Annotated in this window: 15 protein-coding genes; 7 read left to right on the top strand and 8 right to left on the bottom strand. The window is 73.2% G+C overall.

The window, feature by feature from the left end; genetic code table 11:
• Positions 1-127: 127 nt before the first annotated feature.
• The 4 genes from K2F47_RS13540 to treY form a co-directional block, all read right to left on the bottom strand.
• Entirely contained in the window at positions 128-1,405 is a 1,278-nt protein-coding gene (locus K2F47_RS13540; protein WP_242903203.1) for an ATP-binding protein, read from the bottom strand.
• A gap of 96 nt (positions 1,406-1,501) precedes the next feature.
• On the bottom strand, positions 1,502-2,173 hold the full coding sequence (locus K2F47_RS13535) for a response regulator transcription factor (RefSeq protein WP_026402549.1): 672 nt from the start codon (positions 2,171-2,173) through the stop codon (positions 1,502-1,504).
• A gap of 174 nt (positions 2,174-2,347) precedes the next feature.
• Complete coding sequence (gene treZ / locus K2F47_RS13530; RefSeq protein ID WP_242903202.1) at positions 2,348-4,090, bottom strand: malto-oligosyltrehalose trehalohydrolase; 1,743 nt, start codon at positions 4,088-4,090, stop codon at positions 2,348-2,350.
• A complete protein-coding gene (gene treY / locus K2F47_RS13525) occupies positions 4,087-6,351 on the bottom strand; it encodes a malto-oligosyltrehalose synthase (protein ID WP_242903201.1) in 2,265 nt (754 codons plus the stop codon). Before treY ends, treZ begins: the two co-directional genes overlap by 4 nt.
• 339 nt (positions 6,352-6,690) lie before the next feature.
• Between treY and K2F47_RS13520 the strand changes: the two genes are divergently transcribed.
• Positions 6,691-7,005: a (2Fe-2S)-binding protein gene (locus tag K2F47_RS13520; protein ID WP_242903200.1), complete on the top strand. Its 315-nt coding sequence runs from the start codon at positions 6,691-6,693 to the stop codon at positions 7,003-7,005.
• 107 nt (positions 7,006-7,112) lie between these two features.
• Entirely contained in the window at positions 7,113-7,607 is a 495-nt protein-coding gene (gene bfr / locus K2F47_RS13515; RefSeq protein WP_242903199.1) for a bacterioferritin, read from the top strand.
• 58 nt (positions 7,608-7,665) lie between these two features.
• Here bfr and K2F47_RS13510 read toward each other — a convergent pair whose 3' ends face one another.
• Together K2F47_RS13510 and K2F47_RS13505 are read right to left on the bottom strand one after the other, a co-directional pair.
• Positions 7,666-8,676 carry an adenylate/guanylate cyclase domain-containing protein gene (locus tag K2F47_RS13510; RefSeq protein ID WP_242903198.1) on the bottom strand — a complete coding sequence of 337 codons (1,011 nt, stop codon included), beginning with the start codon at positions 8,674-8,676 and terminating at the stop codon, positions 7,666-7,668.
• A gap of 107 nt (positions 8,677-8,783) precedes the next feature.
• Positions 8,784-9,626, bottom strand: coding sequence for a biotin--[acetyl-CoA-carboxylase] ligase (locus tag K2F47_RS13505; RefSeq protein ID WP_242903197.1), 843 nt, complete (start codon positions 9,624-9,626; stop codon positions 8,784-8,786).
• A 170-nt stretch (positions 9,627-9,796) separates the two neighbouring features.
• Here K2F47_RS13505 and K2F47_RS13500 point away from each other — a divergent pair, with 170 nt between their 5' ends.
• Positions 9,797-10,567 (top strand): enoyl-CoA hydratase/isomerase family protein, encoded by a 771-nt coding sequence (locus tag K2F47_RS13500; protein ID WP_242903196.1) that lies wholly within the window; start codon positions 9,797-9,799, stop codon positions 10,565-10,567.
• Here K2F47_RS13500 and K2F47_RS13495 read toward each other — a convergent pair.
• Positions 10,564-11,007, bottom strand: a complete 444-nt coding sequence (locus K2F47_RS13495) for a GNAT family N-acetyltransferase (protein WP_242903195.1) — start codon at positions 11,005-11,007, stop codon at positions 10,564-10,566. The genes K2F47_RS13500 and K2F47_RS13495 overlap by 4 nt on opposite strands.
• A complete protein-coding gene (locus K2F47_RS13490; RefSeq protein WP_242905953.1) occupies positions 11,007-13,601 on the bottom strand; it encodes a phosphoenolpyruvate carboxylase in 2,595 nt (864 codons plus the stop codon). Before K2F47_RS13490 ends, K2F47_RS13495 begins: the two co-directional genes overlap by 1 nt.
• A 122-nt stretch (positions 13,602-13,723) precedes the next feature.
• Here K2F47_RS13490 and K2F47_RS13485 point away from each other — a divergent pair, with 122 nt between their 5' ends.
• From K2F47_RS13485 to K2F47_RS13470, 4 genes are all read left to right on the top strand, one after another.
• The gene (locus tag K2F47_RS13485; RefSeq protein ID WP_242903194.1) at positions 13,724-15,316 is read left to right on the top strand and encodes an acyl-CoA carboxylase subunit beta; all 1,593 of its coding nucleotides are present in this window, start codon (positions 13,724-13,726) and stop codon (positions 15,314-15,316) included.
• A complete protein-coding gene (locus K2F47_RS13480; protein ID WP_242903193.1) occupies positions 15,297-15,575 on the top strand; it encodes an acyl-CoA carboxylase subunit epsilon in 279 nt (92 codons plus the stop codon). Before K2F47_RS13485 ends, K2F47_RS13480 begins: the two co-directional genes overlap by 20 nt.
• 138 nt (positions 15,576-15,713) lie before the next feature.
• On the top strand, positions 15,714-16,790 hold the full coding sequence (locus K2F47_RS13475) for an NYN domain-containing protein (RefSeq protein WP_242903192.1): 1,077 nt from the start codon (positions 15,714-15,716) through the stop codon (positions 16,788-16,790).
• Positions 16,791-16,900: 110 nt separating this feature from the next.
• On the top strand, positions 16,901-18,091 hold the full coding sequence (locus tag K2F47_RS13470; protein WP_242903191.1) for a YncE family protein: 1,191 nt from the start codon (positions 16,901-16,903) through the stop codon (positions 18,089-18,091).
• The last annotated feature ends 1 nt before the right edge of the window (position 18,092 follow it).

The following is an 18,092-nucleotide window of genomic DNA, read 5'->3' as shown; positions in this document are numbered from 1 at the left end:
GCGCGAAATCGCTTCGCGATCTTCCCGGCGGGGCTCGCCTCCGGCGTCGCCCCACCGCTCAGCCAACGCGCCCGCGTGACCGCTGAGGCATGTCGAAATCACGCCCCTGGGCCCACGGCGCGGGCTTTCAGGCGGGGCCGATGACCACGCGTTCGGACGCGAGCCGCGCGTCGGTGGCCTCGCGGAGGAACACCCCGAAGACCGCCGGACGGGCCTGGACGAGTTCCAGCCGTCCCCCGTCCACGGCGGCCAGCGAGCGGGCGAGGTAGAGCCCGAGCCCGGTGCCCTTGCCGCCGCTGACGCTGCGCTCGAAGATCCGGGGTTCGAGTTCGGGCGCGATCCCGGTGCCCTCGTCGCCGACCTCGACGACCACCGACCCGGCGGCGGGCTTGGTGTTGATCGTGACGGTGCCGGAGCCGTGCATGAGCGAGTTGTCCAGCAGCGTCGCGACGATCTGGGAGAGGCCCTCGGGGTTGGTGACGCCGACGAGGCCCTGCTCGCCGGTCATCCGCACGTCGCGGCCGTCCCGGCGGAAGATCGGCCGCCACTCCTCGACCTGCTGGGCGATGATGTCGTCGACCGCGGACGCGACGGCGCCGCCGGTGCGGTCGTGGCGGGCGCGGGCGAGCAGCTGCTCGACGACCGCGACGAGCCGCTCGGCCTGCGCGACCGCCGCGACGCCCTCCTCCCGGACGACGTCGGGATAGTCGGCCGCGTCGATCATCTCCTCCAGCCGCATCGACAGCGCGGTCAGCGGGGTCCGGAGCTGGTGGCTGGCGTCGGAGGCGAACTCGCGGCTGGCGGCCAGCAGGTCGGCGATCCGGACGGCGCTGCGGTCCAGCACCTCGGCGACGCGGTCGACCTCGGGGATGCCGTAGCGGCGGCGGCGCGGGCGCGCGTTGCCGGTGCCGAGCCGGTCGGCGGTCTCGGCGAGGTCGATCAGCGGCAGCGTCAGCTTGCGGGCCTGGAACATCGCCAGCCCGACCGTGACCGCGACGCCGAACAGCGCGAGGCTGCCGATCAGCGCCAGCAGCCGCAGCGACTCGTCCTGCACCTCGGCGGCGGGACGGTACACGCGCACCCGCACGTTCCCGCCGGAGGCCGAGGCCGTCAGCATCCGCTCGGACGGGCGCGGACGGCCGCCCGCGACGATCGTCCGGCCGTCCGGCAGCGTTATGACGATGTCACGGCCGGGATACTCCTGGGCGATCTTGTCGCCGGTGAGGGGCTGGCGGGTCTGGAGGCTGTAACCGACGCCGCCGACGATGGCGACGGCCTCCCGGTCCAGCGCCTGCCCGGCCTCCTCGTAGATGAGCTTGTGGGTGGCGAAGGCGAGGGGGATGCCGAGCAGCAGTATCGCGACGACCGCCACCGCGAGCGTCGACAGCAGGAGTCGGCGCCTCATCAGGGCTCCTTGGAGGGTGTGGCCACGGCCGCGCGAAGACCGCCCCGGGCCTCTCGGGAAGGCCCGGGGTGCCGCCGCCGGCCGTGGCGGCGGGGACTAGTCGCCGCGCTCGAACCGGAAGCCGACGCCCCGCACCGTCGTGATGTAGCGGGGGCTGCCGGCGTCGTCGCCGAGCTTGCGGCGCAGCCAGGAAATGTGCATGTCGAGCGTCTTGGTGGAACCCCACCAGTTGGTGTCCCACACCTCGCGCATGATCTGTTCGCGGGTCACGACCTTGCCCGCGTCGCGGACGAGGACGCGCAGCAGGTCGAACTCCTTGGTGGTGAGCTGGAGCTCCTGCTCGCCCATCCAGGCGCGGCGCGACTCGGCGTCGATCCGCACCCCCTGGACGATCGGGGTCTCGGTGCTGCCGCGGCGCAGCAGCGCCCGCACCCGGGCGAGCAGTTCGGCCAGCCGGAACGGCTTGGTCACGTAGTCGTCGGCGCCCGCGTCCAGGCCGACGACGGTGTCGACCTCGTCGGCGCGGGCGGTCAGGATCAGTATGGGGACGCCATGCCCCTCGGCACGCACCCGGCGGGCCACTTCGAGTCCGTCCAGCTCGGGCAGGCCCAGGTCCAGGACGATGAGGTCCACACCGCCGCCGAGCGCCCGCTCCAGGGCCTGCGGTCCGTCCGGGCTGACTTCGACGGTGTACCCCTCGCGGCGGAGCGCGCGGGCGAGAGGCTCGGAGATGGACGTGTCGTCCTCGGCGAGCAGTACTGAGGTCATGGACCGATCGTATGACCATTCTTGAACATTGCCCGGTCGCCGCCGCGCTCTTGACCTGCGGTTTGCCACTCGTAGTACATCCTCGAACACCACTATTCGCGGCTCAACCGGGATGTTGGCGCCAAGTCGCCCGCCGACCGCGTGGCGCGTGGTCGCCGTGGTGGCGCCGTGCGGTCAGCCGAGTACCGCGACGCAGGTGCCGGGAAGGGCCAGGGTGGCGGTCCGGGAATCGCCGTTGACGTCCGGTTGAAGGTCGATCGCCGGGTTCGAGGCGAGCAGCAGCCGCCGGTCGGGGACGCTCAGGCGGGCCGGCCGCTCGCCCAGGTTCGCGGCGAGGTGGACGCCGCCGCGCCGCATCGTCAGCCAGCCGTCGCCGGTCTCGACGGCGGGCGCGACGGGTTCGTTCAGCTCCGGGCGCGCGCGGCGGAGCGCGATCAGCGCGCGGTGCCATTCGAGCAGGTCGTCGTGCGGGTGCGCGGCGGTCTCGGCCCAGTCGAGCACCGAACGGCGGAAGGTTTCCACAGCCTGTGGATCGGGGACGTCGCCCGTCCAGCCGTGCCGGGCGAACTCGCGGCGCCGCCCCTCGCTCACCGCGCGGGCGAGGTCCGGGTCGCGGTGGTCGGTGAAGTAGCACCAGGGCGTGGACGCGCCCCACTCCTCGCCCATGAAGATCATCGGCGTGAACGGCGCGAGCAGCAGCAGGGCCGCGCCGATCTTGAGGAGGTCCGGGGAGAGCGAGGCGCCGATCCGGTCGCCGGTCGCGCGGTTGCCCACCTGGTCGTGGTTCTGGAGGAAGGCCACGAACCGGTGCGCTGGTGTGGTGTGGAGGTCCACGGGGCGGCCGTGGTGCCGACCTCGATAGGACGACATCGTCCCGTCGTGGACGAAGACCTTCGTGAGGGCCTTCTTCAGGGTTTCCATGGAGCCGAAGTCGCAGTAGTAGCCCTGCCGTTCTCCGGTCAACGCCGCGTGCAGCGCGTGGTGGAAATCGTCATTCCATTGGGCGTCGAGGCCGTAACCGCCCGCTTCTCTGGACGTCACCAGACGCGGGTCGTTCAGGTCGGATTCGGCTATGAGGAACAGTTCCCGTCCCAGGTGCGCGGAAAGCGCGTCCACCTCGCGTGTCATCTCCTCCAGGACGTGGACGGCGCTGTGGTCGCTGATGGCGTGGACGGCGTCCAGGCGGAGCCCGTCCATATGGAAGTCGCGCAGCCACATCAGCGCGTTCTCCACGACGTATGCGCGCACGTCGTCCGAGCCGTCCTGGTCGAAGTTCACCGCCTCGCCCCAGGGCGTGGTGTGGGCCGAGGTGAAGTACGGCCCGTAGGACGCCAGGCGGTTCCCGTCCGGGCCGAGGTGGTTGTAGACGACGTCCAGGACGACGGCGATGCCGTGCGCGTGCGCGGCGTCGACGAAGCGCTTCAATCCGTCGGGGCCGCCGTAGGGCTCATGGGACGCCCACAGGTGAACGCCGTCGTATCCCCAGCCGTGCCGCCCGGGGAAGGACGCGACGGGCAGCAGCTCGACGGCGTCTATCCCCAGGGCGGCGAGGTGGCCCAGGCGCTCGGCTGCCGCGTCGAAGGTGCCTTCGGGGGTGAACGTTCCCACGTGCAGTTCGTAGAGGACGCTGCCGGGGAGAGGGCGTCCATGCCAGCGATGGTCGGTCCATGCGAAACGGTCATGGTCGTAGACGCGGCTCAGATCGTGGACGCCATGCGGTTGCCACACGGAGCGCGGATCCGGCAACACCTCCTCGGCGTCGTCCAGGAGAAAGCCGTAGTCGGTGCCGTGCCCCGCGAACGGAACGTCGGCGGACCACCAGCCGGGACGGCCGTCCACGGCGCTCATCGGGTGCGGGACACCGGCGACCGCCACGGCGACGCGCCCGGCCGCCGGCGCCCACACTTCAAATCTCATCGGTCGATCGCCCGGGGGACGAGGAGCGCCACGGGCAGGTGCGCGAACAGGTGCGCGGCGTCCAGTTCCGGGCCCCACAGCGTGGCGCCGGTCAGGACGTCGCGCCAGCCCACGCTGCCGACGTCCAGCGTCGTCCCGGTCCAGCCGCCGCGCCGCTCCAGGCCGACCGGCAGGCGGGTCGCGACCACGACGGCCTCGCCCCGGGCGAACGCGACGACGTGGTCGGCGGCGGGCCCGCGCGCGGCGACGGGCTCGTGCCGCGAGCCGGGGCCGAACCACTCCGGCCGGGACCGGCGCAGCCGCAGCGTCCGCGAGGTGACCAGGAGCTTCTCGTCGTCCACCTCCTTCGGCCGCCGCCCGGTGTCGAGGCGGTGCAGCTTCTCGCGGCGCCGCCCGTAGTCGACCGGCCGCCGGTTGTCGGGGTCGACGAGCGCGAGCCCGGTCAGCTCGCAGCCCTGGTAGACGTCCGGGACGCCCGGCATCGCGAGCTGCACGAGCTTCTGCCCGAGCGTGTTCACCCGCGCGTAGGGGGCGAGCCGCCGCACGAACGACGTCATGTCGGTGACGAGGTCGGGGTCGGCCAGGACGCGCCGCGCGTACATGAGGACGGCCTCCTCGTAGGCGGGGTCCTGGGCGGTCCAGGAGGTGGTCGTCTTCGCCTCGCGCATCGCCTTCAAGAGGTACTCGGTCAGGCGGTCGGGGGTGAGCGGCCAGGCGCCGACGAGCGTCTGCCAGAACAGGTACTCCAGGTCGGGTTCCATGGGCGACGCGCCCGGCCCCCACCAGTTCCACCACCGGCCGACGGCCTCGGCCCACTCCCCCGGCAGCTCGGCCAGGACGGCCAGCCACGCGCGCACGTCCTCCTCGCGCTTCGTGTCGTGCGTGGACAGCGTCGTCATCGTCAACGGCCAGTCCCGGGCGAGCCGTATGCAGTGCGAGTGGAAATCGGTCTGGCCGACGGAGAAGCGCCCGGGGTCGCCGCCCACCTCGTTCAGCGCGGCCATGCGGCTCCACCGGTAGAACGCGGTGTCCTCCACGCCCTTGGCCGCCAGCGGCGCCGTCGTCTGCTGGAACCGGACGATGAACTCGGCGTCGGTGACCTCGCCGCGTCCCAGTGCCATGTCGACGAGCGTCTCCAGGTCGCTGTGGAGTTCCCGGGGGAGGTGGAGGCGGGCGCGGTGGGCGGCCTCCTCCAGGACGTCCACGGCCTGCTGGGGCGCGTCCTCGCCCGGGACGACGTAGGCGCGGTAGACGGGCATCGCGACGAGCAGCTCGACCAGCGCCCGCTCCAGGCCCGGGCGGCCCGTCCCGGCGACCCGGCGCAGGACGCGCACGAGCCGGCCGATCTCGGGCTTCAGGACGTGCCTGGCGGCGTACATGCGGCCGCCGCGCGCCACGTCCGCGAACCCGTCCGGGCCGCCGGTCAGCGACGCGTACAGGTCGGTGAGCGGCTTCTCCCCGTCCGGGTCGACGAACAGGCCGCCGACCATCCCGAGCGAGTCGTAGCCGGTGGTGCCCGCGCAGGGCCAGTCCGCCGGGAGCCGCTCCTCCCCCTCGGTGACCTTCTCGACGAGGAGCCAGCCCTCCGGCGCGGCCTCGGCCAGCCGCCGCAGGTAGCCGCGCGGGTCGGCGAGCCCGTCGGGGTGGTCGACGCGCAGCCCGTCGACCAGGCCGTCCTCGATGAGGCCGAGCAGGAGCCGGTGCGTCCGCTCGAACACCTCCGGCTCCTCCTGGCGGAGCCCGATCAGGCCGGAGATGTCGAAGAACCGGCGGAAGTTCGGCTCCCCCTCCTCGGGCGGGACGAGGCGTCCGCCGCCCGCGTCCCAGTCGATGTCGAACCACGCCGCGTAGCGGGAGTCGGGCCCCCGCGCGAGCACGTCGGCGAGCTGCGGGCCCGCCTCGCGGCGCCCCGGGAACGCCATGTGGTTGGGGACGACGTCCACGAGCAGGCGCAGCCCGTGCGCGCGGAAGCGGGCGGCCATCGCGCCGAACGCCTCGGGCCCGCCGAGTTCCTCCGACAGCCGCGTGTGGTCGAGCACGTCGTAGCCGTGCGTGGAGCCGGGCGCCGCCTGCGACACCGGCGACAGGTACACGTGCGACACGCCGAGCGCCGCGAGATAGGGGGCCAGCGCGGCGGCCTCGGCAAAGCCGAAATGACCGTCCGGCGTGCCACGGAGCTGGAGCCGGTACGTTCCGGACGGGGGCGCGGCGAAATGTTCCTCGGCCGCGACGGCCTCTTCGGCCGTGTGTTCCTCGGACACGATTTCCTCTGGGGGTTCCGGATCGGGGAGCGAACGGTGCGGGGGCGGGGTCTTGGGGAGCGGATCGTCTGGGCGCGGTTCCTCGGGGGCGGGCTCCGCGGCGACGGGGGCGTCGCGGAGCAGGGCGCGGCAGAGCCGAGTCACTTTTCCACACTCCCCTCCACCGCCTCGGAACCCTTCCCCGTGAGGGGTGGCTCACACCGGTCGGGACGGCACTGGCCAGAACGGACAAGCGTGAGTTACCTTAGGGGAGCCTAACCTTATTGAGGGGGCCCTAACGCCGCAGGTCAGGGGCCCACAGGATCGCCTGATGGCCCGCACGAGAGGTTCCCCCACCGCATGTACGTCTGCATCTGCAACGCCGTCACGGAGGACGACGTGTACGGCTGCATGGCGAGCGGCGCCTGCAACTCGGCCAAGGATGTCAAAGCGGCCTGCGGCATGAAGCCCGGTTGCGGCTCCTGCACCAAGCGTATCCACGCCATGGTCAGCGAGTTCCGCACCGCGAGCGAGCTGGCGGACGCCCTCACCGGCGGCCCGCACCCCCTCACCGCCGTCCCCGAGCCGACCGCGCCGGAGCAGATCCCGGCGGAAGCGATCGCGCCCGAATCGGAGAGGGACAGGAAGGGAGCGGCGCCTCCCACAGCCGCCTGAGACCGGTCTCCCGGCACCCGCACGGCCCGTCCGAAACCGGGGCGGACACACGCCGTGCGGGGGTCACTGCTGTCCACCGGTGGTGCGGCGTGGAAGCATGGGGCGATATGGAAGGCGACAAGGACATCATCGCGCTGCTGAACGAGCAGCTCACCGCCGAGCTGACCGCCATCAACCAGTACTTCCTGCACTCCAAGATGCAGGAGAACTGGGGCTACACGCGGATCGCGAAGCACACCCGGGACGAGTCCATCGACGAGATGCGGCACGCCGAGCGGCTCACCGACCGGATCCTGTTCCTGGAAGGGCTCCCCAACTATCAGAAGCTCGGCACGCTGCGGATCGGCCAGACCGTCTTCGAGCAGCTCGAAGCCGACCTCCAGGTCGAACTGGAGGCCGTCGCCCGGCTGCGTCCCGGCATCGACCTGATGCGCTCGCGCGGCGACGTCACCTCGGCGCGGATCTTCGAGGACATCCTCGCCGACGAGGAGCAGCACATCGACTACCTGGAGACCGAGATCGGGCTCGTCCGAGCCCTCGGCGAGCAGAACTACCTCCAGCGCCTCACCGACGCGCCGGGCGAGAACCCCAGCCCCGTCTAGAGCGCCGCCCCGTCCGGTGGGGCACGCGTGACTTCGCGTCGCCCCACCGCAAGGAGGCTCAGGCCGTATCGGGCGGTTTCGGATTGCGCCGCAGGACGTACGGCTGGATGATCCCGAGCCCCCGCACCGGGCGCCGGACGATCCGCGTCACCTCGTACGCCGGCTCCTGCTCCAGCCGCGCCGCCAGCTCCGCGTCGATCATCACCGAGCCCGGCCGGGCCAGCGACGTCAGCCGCGCCGCGAGGTTCACCGTCGTGCCGAACACGTCCCCCATCAGCGGCAGGACGGGCCCGTAGGCCACTCCGACCCGGACGTCGGGCACCTCCGTCTCGTCCTGGATGGCCGCCGCGACCGTCAACGCGATCTCCGCGCCGACCCGCGGCGTCTCCGCGCTGAACAGCACCTCGTCGCCGAGCGTCTTGACCAGCCGCCCGCCGCAGGTCGCGATGATGTCGGCGGCGGTCTCCTCGAACCACTCCACGACCCGGGCCAGCTCGATCTCCTCCAGCTCCCGGCTGACCTGCGTGAACGACACCATGTCGGCGAACCCGACCGTGGTCATCGGACGGCCGGAGGGATCACCGTCCCGGGTGGCCGCCGCCGCCATCGCCCGCGTCCCCGCCGCCGCGAGCTGCCGCCGCCACGCGTGCACGACCAGCGGCTCGAACTCGCCGATGTGCCGCTCGGCGATGTCCACGATCGTGTTCAGCGCGCTCTCGGACGCCTGCTCCCCCGGTCCCGGCGCGAGCATCTCCCGCAGCAGGTTGACCTGCCACTCCGCGAGCCGCGTCATCGTCTGCCCGAACGCCCGGACGAGCCGGATCACGCCGTTCTCGTCCAGGACGCCGTCGTCCATCAGCTCCCGGATGCGGCACAGCGCCGAGATGTCGCCCTCGGTGTAGGCGACGGCGTCGTCGGGCATCGACGGGTAGCCGAACGCCCGCCACAGCCGGCCGGAGAACTCCCGGGTGACCCCCGACAGCCGGACGGCGTCGACCCGCGTGTAGCGCAGCTCGCCACCGAGCAGGAGCTCTTCGATCTCCTTCGGATCCGGCAATCCCGCTGCCATCCGCCCGCCCCTCAGTCCACCGGCATGGGCCCCGCCTGCGACGATATGGCCCGGCACCACGATATATCCGTGCAGATCCGGAGGCTGTCGGGTGCTTCCACCAATGTTCACCGAACGTGGACGACGTCCCCCGCGCTGACCGTCGTCTCCCCGCGCGGGCCGTCCACCACGAGGCGGCCGGACCCGTCGATGTCGCGCGCCGTCCCGCTCAGCGCCTCGCCCCCGGGCAGCTCGACCCGGACGTCCCGTCCGAGCGTCACGCACAGGTCCTTGTAGGCGGTGCGCAGGCCGCTGGTCTCCGGGTCGCCGCCGAGCGCCGTCCACTCCCGGTACCAGGTCTCGAACCCGCGCAGAATGGACCGCAGCAGCGGCGCCCGGTCGCTCAGCGGCGCGCCCTCGATCGCCAGGGACGTCGCCGTCGGCACCGGCAGCTCCGCCTCCCGCAGCCCCACGTTCAGCCCGACCCCCACGACGAGCGCGTCCCCGACCTTCTCCACCAGGATTCCGGCCAGCTTCCGCTGCCCCACCAGCAGGTCGTTCGGCCACTTCAGCCGCGCGTCCACCGCCACGTCGCCGCCCTCGCCCGACGACTCGGAGAACGCCGTCATCCGCCGCACGGCCGTCACCACCGCGACCCCGGCCAGCAGCGGCGCCCACCCCAGCGACGAGGCGGGCACCTCCGGCCGCAGCAGCACCGAGAACATCAGCCCCGACCTCGGCGGCGCCGTCCAGCCCCGCCCGAGCCGTCCACGCCCCGCCGTCTGGACCTCGGTGACCAGCACCGTCCCCTCCGGCGCCCCGTCCCCGGCCGCCGCCGCGAGATCGGCGTTCGTCGACCCCGTCTCCGGCACCACCCGCACATCCCGCCACAGCCCGCCCGGCCGGACGAGCGCCCCCCGCAACGCCCCCTCGTGCAACGGCGGCCGCTCAAGATCCCCGTAAGAACTCATGGGTTCATACTGCCGTGTTCCCTGCATTGCCCTCGGCGTCAGGCGCAGAGCGCCTTCCTTCAACGGGCAATGCGCGCGATCGCGACGGTTTCAGGTCGTCGCGGGCTGGGGTGGTGGCTGGGGTCTCTGCGTCCGGTGGTCCTGTCTGCGGTGCGATTAGGGTGCGGTTTATGGACGGTGTGAGCGTTGTGCGGGACGGGCATGTGGTGGAGATCGTGCTGGATCGGGCGGAGGCGTTGAACGCCCTGTCCACGGCCATGGCGCGGCGGCTGGCGGCGGTCTGCCGGGAGGTCGGGGACGATCCGTCCGCGCGGGCCGTGGTGCTTTCGGCGGCGGGTGAGAAGGCGTTCTGCGTGGGGGCCGACCTCAAGGAGCGCAACGGGATGACCGACGCGGAGATCTTCGCGCAGCGGCCGGTGTTCCGGGCCGCGTTCGGCGGGGTGCTCGGGCTGCCGCAGCCGGTGATCGCGGCGGTGCACGGGTACGCGCTCGGCGGCGGGTGCGAGTTCGCGCTGTCGGCGGACATGATCGTCGCGGACGAGACCGCCGTGTTCGGGCTGCCCGAGGTGGGCGTGGGGCTCGTGCCGGGCGGGGGCGGGACGCAGCTCGCGCTGCGCCGGCTCGGCCCCGGCAGGGCGGCCGACCTGGTGTTCACCGGACGGCGGGTGAAGATCGACGAGGCCGTGGCGTACGGGCTCGCCGACCGCCGGGTGGCCGCCGGGACGGCGCGCGAGGAGGCGCTCGCGATCGCCGGGCAGATCGCGCGGAACTCGCCGACCGCCGTCCGGGCCGCGAAGCGGGCCATGCGCCTCGGCGGGGGCGTGGGCCTCGACGCCGCGCTCGACCTGGAGGAGAACGCCTGGCGGACGGCGGCGGGCTCCCCCGACCGGCGGGAGGGCATCGCGGCGTTCAACGAGAAGCGGACGCCGAACTGGTCCTAGGCCAGCGTCTTGGCCAGGTGGACGATGTGGCGGCCGCCGATGTCCTCGCGTCCGGTACGGACGTAGCCGAGCGACTCGTACAGGGCGATGTTCCTGGTCATCAGCTCGTTGGTGTAGAGGCGCAGCCCGGGCAGTCCGAGGGTGCGGGCGTGGTCCTCGGCGAAGGCGAGCAGGCGGCGGCCGATCCCCCGGCCGTGCCGGTCGGGCGCGACGGCGACGTTCTCCACCAGCAGCGCCCCGTCCTCGGGGACGAGGACGATTAGCCCGTCGGGCCCGTCGCCGGTGACGAAGACGTGCCCCGCGCCGATCAGCGCCGTGTAGTCGGCGTCCATCGGCAGCGGGCGCGCGCCGATGACCTCGACCCAGGGTGCGTAGGCGGCCTCGACGATCCGCTCCACGCGGGCGCGGTCGTGCTGGGCGGCTGCTCTGACCGTCGCCATCAGCCGGTGTTCTGGAGTCCGGCGGCCACGCCGTTCACCGAGAGGAGGAGCAGGTTCTCCAGGTGGGCGCGTTCGGCCTCGTCGGTGACGTCGCCCGAGCGGAGCGCGGACAGGGCGCGCAGTTGCAGCAGCGACAGCGCGTCCACATAGGGGTTGCGCAGTCCGACGGCGAGCGACAGCACGCGGCGGTTCTCCAGCAGGCGGTCGTGGCCGGTGACCGCCAGGACGAGCGAGCGCGTGCGGTCGTACTCGGCCAGCACGGCCTCCGACAGCTCCGGGCGCTCGCCGAGGGCCAGGTAGCGTTCGGCGATCGCGCGGTCGGACTTGGCGAGGCTCATCTCGGCGTTGTCCAGCAGCGTGTTGAACAGCGGCCACGCCTCGTAGGCATCGCGAAGTTCGGTGAGGTCGCGGCCGCCGCCCGAGACGGCGGCGAGGCCGCTGCCGAGCCCGTACCAGCCGGGGAGGTTGACGCGGGTCTGCGTCCACGCGAACACCCAGGGGATCGCGCGCAGGTCCTCCAGGCCGCGGGCGGCCTTGCGGCGGGCGGGACGGGAGCCGATGCGCAGTTCGGCGATCTCCTCCAGCGGGCTCACCCGCGCGAACCAGGCCGCGAAGCCCTCGGACTCGATCAGCGCCCGGAACGACGCCTTCGCCGCCTCGCCGATCTTGTCGGCGAGCGGGCGGAAGCGGGCGGCGGCGTCGCGGGCGCGGTCCTGGACGGCGCCCGTGGAGGCGAGCAGCACCGCGCTCGTGACCTGCTCGACGTGGCGGCGCGCGATCTGCGGGTGGCCGTAGCGGGCGAAGATGACCTCGCCCTGCTCGGTGACCTTGAAGCGGCCCGCGACCGAGCCGGGCGCCTGCGCGAGGATCGCGCGGTTGGCGGGGCCGCCACCGCGTCCGAGGGAGCCGCCGCGGCCGTGGAAGAGGGTCAGCTTCACGTCGTGGTGCGCCGCCCACGAGGTGAGCGCCTCCTGCGTGTCGTAGAGGCGGAGGGTGGCGCTGGCCGGGCCGAGCTGCTTGGCGGAGTCGGAGTAGCCGAGCATGACCTCCAGGCGGCGGCCCGTCTCCTCCAGCCGCCGTTGGACGGCCGGGATCTCCAGCATGCCTTCGAGGACGTGCGGGGCGCGCTCCAGGTCCTCGCCGGTCTCGAACAGCGGGATCACGTCGAGGACGGGCGCGCCGTCGCCGAGCGAGGCGGCGAGCGCGTGGACGTTCGCGATGTCCTCGGCGGAGCGGGTGAACGACACGATGTAGCGGTGGCAGGCCTGGACGCCGAAGCGCCCCTGGATCCACGCGACGACGCGGAGCGTTTCGATGATCTCCTGGGTCGTCTCGCTCTGGTCGCCCCCGGCGTTCAGCTCGGCGACGGCCTTCGCGTGCAGCTCGGAGTGCTGGCGGATCTCCAGCTCGGCCAGGTGGAACCCGAACGTCTCGACCTGCCAGATCAGCTGCTGGACGCGCCCGTACGCCTGGCGGTTCGCCCCGGCTTCGGCCAGGGAGTCCTGGACGATCCGCAGGTCGGCGAGCAGGTCGTCGGGGGAGGCGTAGGCGAGGTCGGCGTCGCGGACGCGGGTCGCGGCGACGCGCGTCGCGACGTAGAGCAGGAACTGGCGGTGCGGCTCACCCGGTGACCGCTTGGTCATCTCATCGATCCGGGCGGGCTGGGCGGTGCGCGCGGCGGCGAGGGCCTCGCGGAGGGCGGGCGAGGCCGGGGTCGTGACCTCGTGGACGGTCAGCTCCCGTCCCACCCGGGCGCACGCGGCCTCAAGGGCGCGCAGCACGTGCTCGGACTGGATCATGACCGCGTCCCGGGTGACCTGCGCGGTCACGTACGGGTTGCCGTCGCGGTCGCCGCCGATCCAGCTGCCGAACCGCAGGTAGGAGCGGGCCTTCGGGGGGCGGGTGCCGGTGCCGTCGCCGTCCAGCGCGCGGTCCAGGGACCGGTACACCTCCGGGACGACGCGGAAGATCGTCTCGTCGAACGCGGCCATCGCGGTACGGACCTCGTCCAGCGGGTCCATCTGGGTCCCCCGGCGCAGCGCCGTCCGCCAGAGCACGTCGATCTCCTCGCGGAGCCGCCGCTCGGCCTCCTCGCGCTCGCCCGCGCCGGGGCCCGCGTTCAGCCCGGCGAGCAGGTCGCTGATCCGCTGGATCGCGGTGACGACGGCGCGGCGGCGGGCCTCGGTCGGGTGCGCGGTGAAGACCGGACGGAACTCCAGCCCGTCGATGACCTCGGCGAGCCGCCCGTCGGCGGACGAGCCGCGGATCTCCTCCACGGCGGCGGCGACCGAGCCGGGGACGGCGCCGCCGGTGTCACGTTCCCGCAGGGTCCGGATGCGGTGGTGCTCCTCGGCCAGGTTGGTGAGGTGGAAGTACACGGTGAACGCGCGCGCCACCTGCTCGGCACGTTCCAGCGTCCAGCCGTCGACGAGTGCGGCGACCTCCTCGATGCCCGTCTCGCCCCGGCGGGCGGCGATCACGGCCCGGCGCAGCCGCTCGACGTCGTCCAGCAGCTCCCGGCCGCCGTACTCGACGAGTCCGTCGCCGAGCATCGCGCCCAGCAGCCGGACGTCGCGGCGCAGCGGTTCCGGCATGTCCTGGCGGAGGATGTCACGTGTCTTAGCCACCCGCCCAGCGTAGTGAGCGGCCCGCCCGGCCGGTCCCGCCGGACCCCCGGGGACCTGTCGCGGTCTCAGGTGCCGTTACCCTGGCGCGCATGGCGATGCAAGCCCCTGAGCCCTCGGCGGCCCCCGACGTCCACACGACCGCGGGCAAGATCGCGGACCTGGAGCGGCGGCGGTCCCAGGCGGTGCACGCGGGGTCCGCGCGCGCCGTCGAGAAGCAGCACGCCAAGGGCAAGATGACCGCCCGGGAACGGGTCGCCGCGCTGCTGGACGAGGGCTCGTTCGTCGAGTTCGACGAGATGGCGCGGCACCGCTCCACCAACTTCGGGATGGAAAAGGACCGCCCCTACGGCGACGGCGTGGTCACCGGGCACGGCACGGTCGACGGGCGTCCGGTCGCGGTGTTCAGCCAGGACTTCACGGTCTCCGGCGGCTCGCTCGGCGAGGTGTTCGGCGAGAAGATCTGCAAGGTCATGGACCACGCGGTGAAGGTCGGCTGCCCGGTCATCGGCATCAACGACTCCGGCGGCGCGCGGATCCAGGAGGGCGTGGTCGCGCTCGGCCTGTACGCGGAGATCTTCAAGCGGAACGTGCACGCGTCCGGCGTGATCCCGCAGATCTCCCTGGTCCTCGGGCCGTGCGCGGGCGGCGCCGTGTACTCCCCCGCGATCACCGACTTCATCGTCATGGTCGACAAGACCTCGCACATGTTCATCACCGGCCCCGACGTGATCAGGACGGTCACCGGCGAGGAGGTGAGCATGGAGGAGCTGGGCGGCGCGCACTCGCACAACTCCCGGTCCGGGGTGGCGCACTACCAGGGCTCGGACGAGGCCGACGCGATCGAGTACGTCAAGGCCCTGCTGTCCTACCTGCCGTCCAACAACCTCTCCGACGTGCCCGTCTTCGACGCCGAGGCCGACCCGTCGGAGCTGGACGAGGAACTCGACACGCTCATCCCCGACTCGCCGAACCAGCCCTACGACATGCACACCGCCATCGAGCACGTGCTGGACGACGGCGAGTTCCTGGAGGTCCAGGAGCAGTTCGCGCCCAACATCATCGTCGGGTTCGGACGGGTCGAGGGCCACTCGGTCGGCGTGGTCGCGAACCAGCCGATGCAGTTCGCCGGGACGCTCGACATCGACGCCTCGGAGAAGGCCGCCCGGTTCGTCCGGACGTGCGACGCGTTCAACGTCCCCGTGCTGACGTTCGTGGACGTGCCCGGCTTCCTGCCCGGCACCGACCAGGAGTGGAACGGGATCATCCGGCGCGGCGCGAAGCTGCTGTACGCCTACGCCGAGGCGACCGTCCCGCTGGTCACGGTGATCACGCGGAAGGCCTACGGCGGCGCCTACGACGTCATGGGCTCCAAGCACCTCGGCGCCGACGTCAACCTCGCGTGGCCGACCGCGCAGATCGCCGTGATGGGCGCGCAGGGCGCGGTCAACATCCTGTACCGGCGCGAACTGGCAGCCGCCGAGGACCCCGACGCCCGCCGCGCCGAGCTGATCACCGAGTACGAGGACACCCTCGCCAACCCCTACATCGCAGCCGAGCGCGGTTATGTCGACAACGTGATCAAGCCGTCCGAGACGCGCGGGCAGGTCGTGCGGGCACTGCGGGCACTCCGGGAGAAGCGCCGGACGCTGCCGCCCAAGAAGCATGGAAACATCCCGTTGTGACCGTCTTCAGGGGGTTTCGGTGAGCGACGACAGGCCGTTTCTCCAGATCGTCCGGGGCGAGCCGTCCGCCGAGGAGGTCGCGGCGCTCGTCGCCGTGCTGACCGCCCGGGCCCGGGCCGCCGCCGACGCGCGCGAGGGCGCCGACACGCCGCGCCCCTCCCGCTGGGCCGACCGCTCCCGGCTCGTCCGGGGGACGGCGGCCGGGGCGCTCCCGCCGCGCGGCCCCGGCGCCTGGAAGGCCGCCGCGCTACCGCGCTGAGCACTGCCCCGGGGGGACGGCGAGGGGACGACAAGGGGGATCTCGGCACCTCACGGGCACGCGGTGTGACGGCACCTAGGGAGATGTAACCGTGGTTCGCGCCCGGTGAGGGCTCCGGCACGAATAAGGTGGAAGGCCATGGCCACCTCGGAGTTCGTCCCACAGCCCGCGCGATACGCCGTATTCGTCGACGCGGGGTACCTCTACGCGGCCTCCGGGGCCCTGTTGCTCGGCTGCGGTTCCCGGCGCGAGTACCGGGTCGCCGCCGAGAAGCTGATCAAGGCGCTGACCAGCCATGCCGACGACAAGCTGCTCGGCGAGCTGCTCCGCGTCTACTGGTTCGACGCGGCGCCCAAGCGGCAGCCGACCGTCGACCAGCGCGTCATCGCCAACCTGCCGCTGGTGAAGCTGCGGCTCGGCAACCTGAACGCGCAGGGCCAGCAGAAGGGCGTGGACGCCCAGCTCCGCGCCGACCTGGAGGCCCTCGCCCGGCACCGCGCGATCACCGACGCGGTGCTGCTCGCCGGCGACGAGGACATGCTGCCCGCCGTGGAGGCCGCGCAGCGCTACGGCGTCCGCGTGCACCTGTGGGGCGTCGAGCCGACGCACGGCTCGAACCAGGCCGAGTGGCTGGTGTGGGAGTCCGACACGGTCGAGGTGCTGCCCGCCGACTTCCTGCGCCCCTACTTCACCAAGGCCAAGGTGCTGCCCGTCCCCGCGCCCGGCACCGCCGCCGCAGTCCGGGACGCCGCCGACGCCGCCGCCGCGCAGCGCGCCACGCCCGCCGTCCCGTCGCCGTCCCAGGTGTTCGCGGGGCGGCCCCCGGCGATCAAGCCGTCCCCGGCGCCCGCCGCCGCGCGCACGCCCGTCCCGGTGGGGGCCGGGCACGCGACGCCCGCCACCGTCGCCGCGTCGATGAACAACGCCAGCGCCGCCACGTCCGACGGCAAGCTCGGCCCCGACCGCGACCACATGCTGGAGATCGGCGAGCATGTCGCCCAGAAGTGGATCTTCGAGCGGGGCCGCGACAACATCCGCGACCTGCTGCCCGGGCCGATCCTGCCGCCCGTCATCGACAAGGAGCTGCTGATCGAGGCGGAGAAGGAGCTCGGCGGGTCGCTGCGGCCCTACCAGGAGGCCCGTACCTGGCTGCGGGACGGCTTCTGGGAGCGCGTCTACCGCGAGTTCGGCATCGGGATCGGCAAGTCCGACTGATCCCCCGGGTGTCGCCGCGGCCGAGGTACCGCCCGCCGACACGTCTCGCGATTACTCGGACACACGCAGTCGCGCGCCGGTACAGTCCCCGCCGGGAAGGGGGACCGCGCATGCGACGACGATCACCTGCCGCCGCGCTTGCCGCGGGCGTGCTGGGCGTGGCCACGGCACTTGCCGGTTGCGAGTCGCCCGTCCCGTTCTACCCGCCCGGCGAAGCGACGGCGGACGCCCCGGTGGTGGCCATCGGCGGGGCCGCGCCCTACGTCCCGCCGAAGGCGTCCGCGGCGTCCGGGGTTCCGGATCCGCGGGTGCCCCTGCCCTCGCCCCCGCCCGGCGGCAGCCCGCCCGGCCCGGGAACGACCACGCCGGTGCGGCAGGCGCCCATACGGCTGTACGTCGCGAACGGCCCGGAGATCGACGTCATCGACCCGGCGACGGCGCGGATCGTCCGGCGGTTCGGCGCGGGCCCGGCCACGACGCGGCTCGTCCCGTCCTTCGACCTGCGGCGGCTGTGGGCGATCGACCTCGCGCACGGGACGCTGACGCCGGTCGCGCCGCGCAGCGGCAGGCTGGGCCGCCCGGTCCCCGCCACCGAACCCGCCGGGCTCTACTTCACCCCGGACGGGCGGGACGCGCTCGTCCTCGCCGGGCGGGCGCGCCGGCTCGACGTCCGCGACCCGCGCACGATGCGCCCGCGCGTCTCGGTGCCGCTGCCCTGCGCGGCCGGACACGCCGACTTCACCCCGGACGGGACGACGCTCCTCGCGAGCTGCGGCCGGGCCGGACGGCTCCTGCGCGTGGACGTCGCGCGGCGGCGGATCACCGGGACGGTCCGGCTTCCGGCCGGCGCGCACCCCGGCGACCTGCGGCTCTCGCCCGACGGCTCGCGCTTCTACGTCGCCGACCCGGTCCGGGGCGGGGTATGGGTGATCGCCGCCCAGCCGACGGTCGGGCCGCCCGGGTTCGTGCCGACGGCGCCGGGCGCGCGGGGCCTCGCGGTCGACCGGGACGCGCGGCGGCTGTTCGTCGTCGGCGACGGCACGCTGACCGCGCTCGACCTCACCGGACGCGGCGCCGCGGTCCGCTGGCGGCTGCCGCGCGGCGGCTCCCCGGCACCGGGCGGGATCTCGGCGGACGGGTCGCAGCTGTGGCTCGCCGACGCCGCCGGAATGGTCTACGCCGTCTCCACCCGGACGGGACGGACGCTCCGCGAGGTGCGGGTGGGCGGGCACCCGTCGGGGCTGATCGTCCACCCGCAGCCCGGGCGGTACTCGCTGGGCGGCACCGGCCTGTACCGCTGAC

The sequence above is a fragment of the Actinomadura terrae genome, assembly GCF_022751215.1.
GTDB classification, from domain to species: domain Bacteria; phylum Actinomycetota; class Actinomycetes; order Streptosporangiales; family Streptosporangiaceae; genus Spirillospora; species Spirillospora terrae.
Note: the sequence above shows the minus strand (reverse complement) of the source record. Positions and strands in the feature narration are given on the sequence as shown.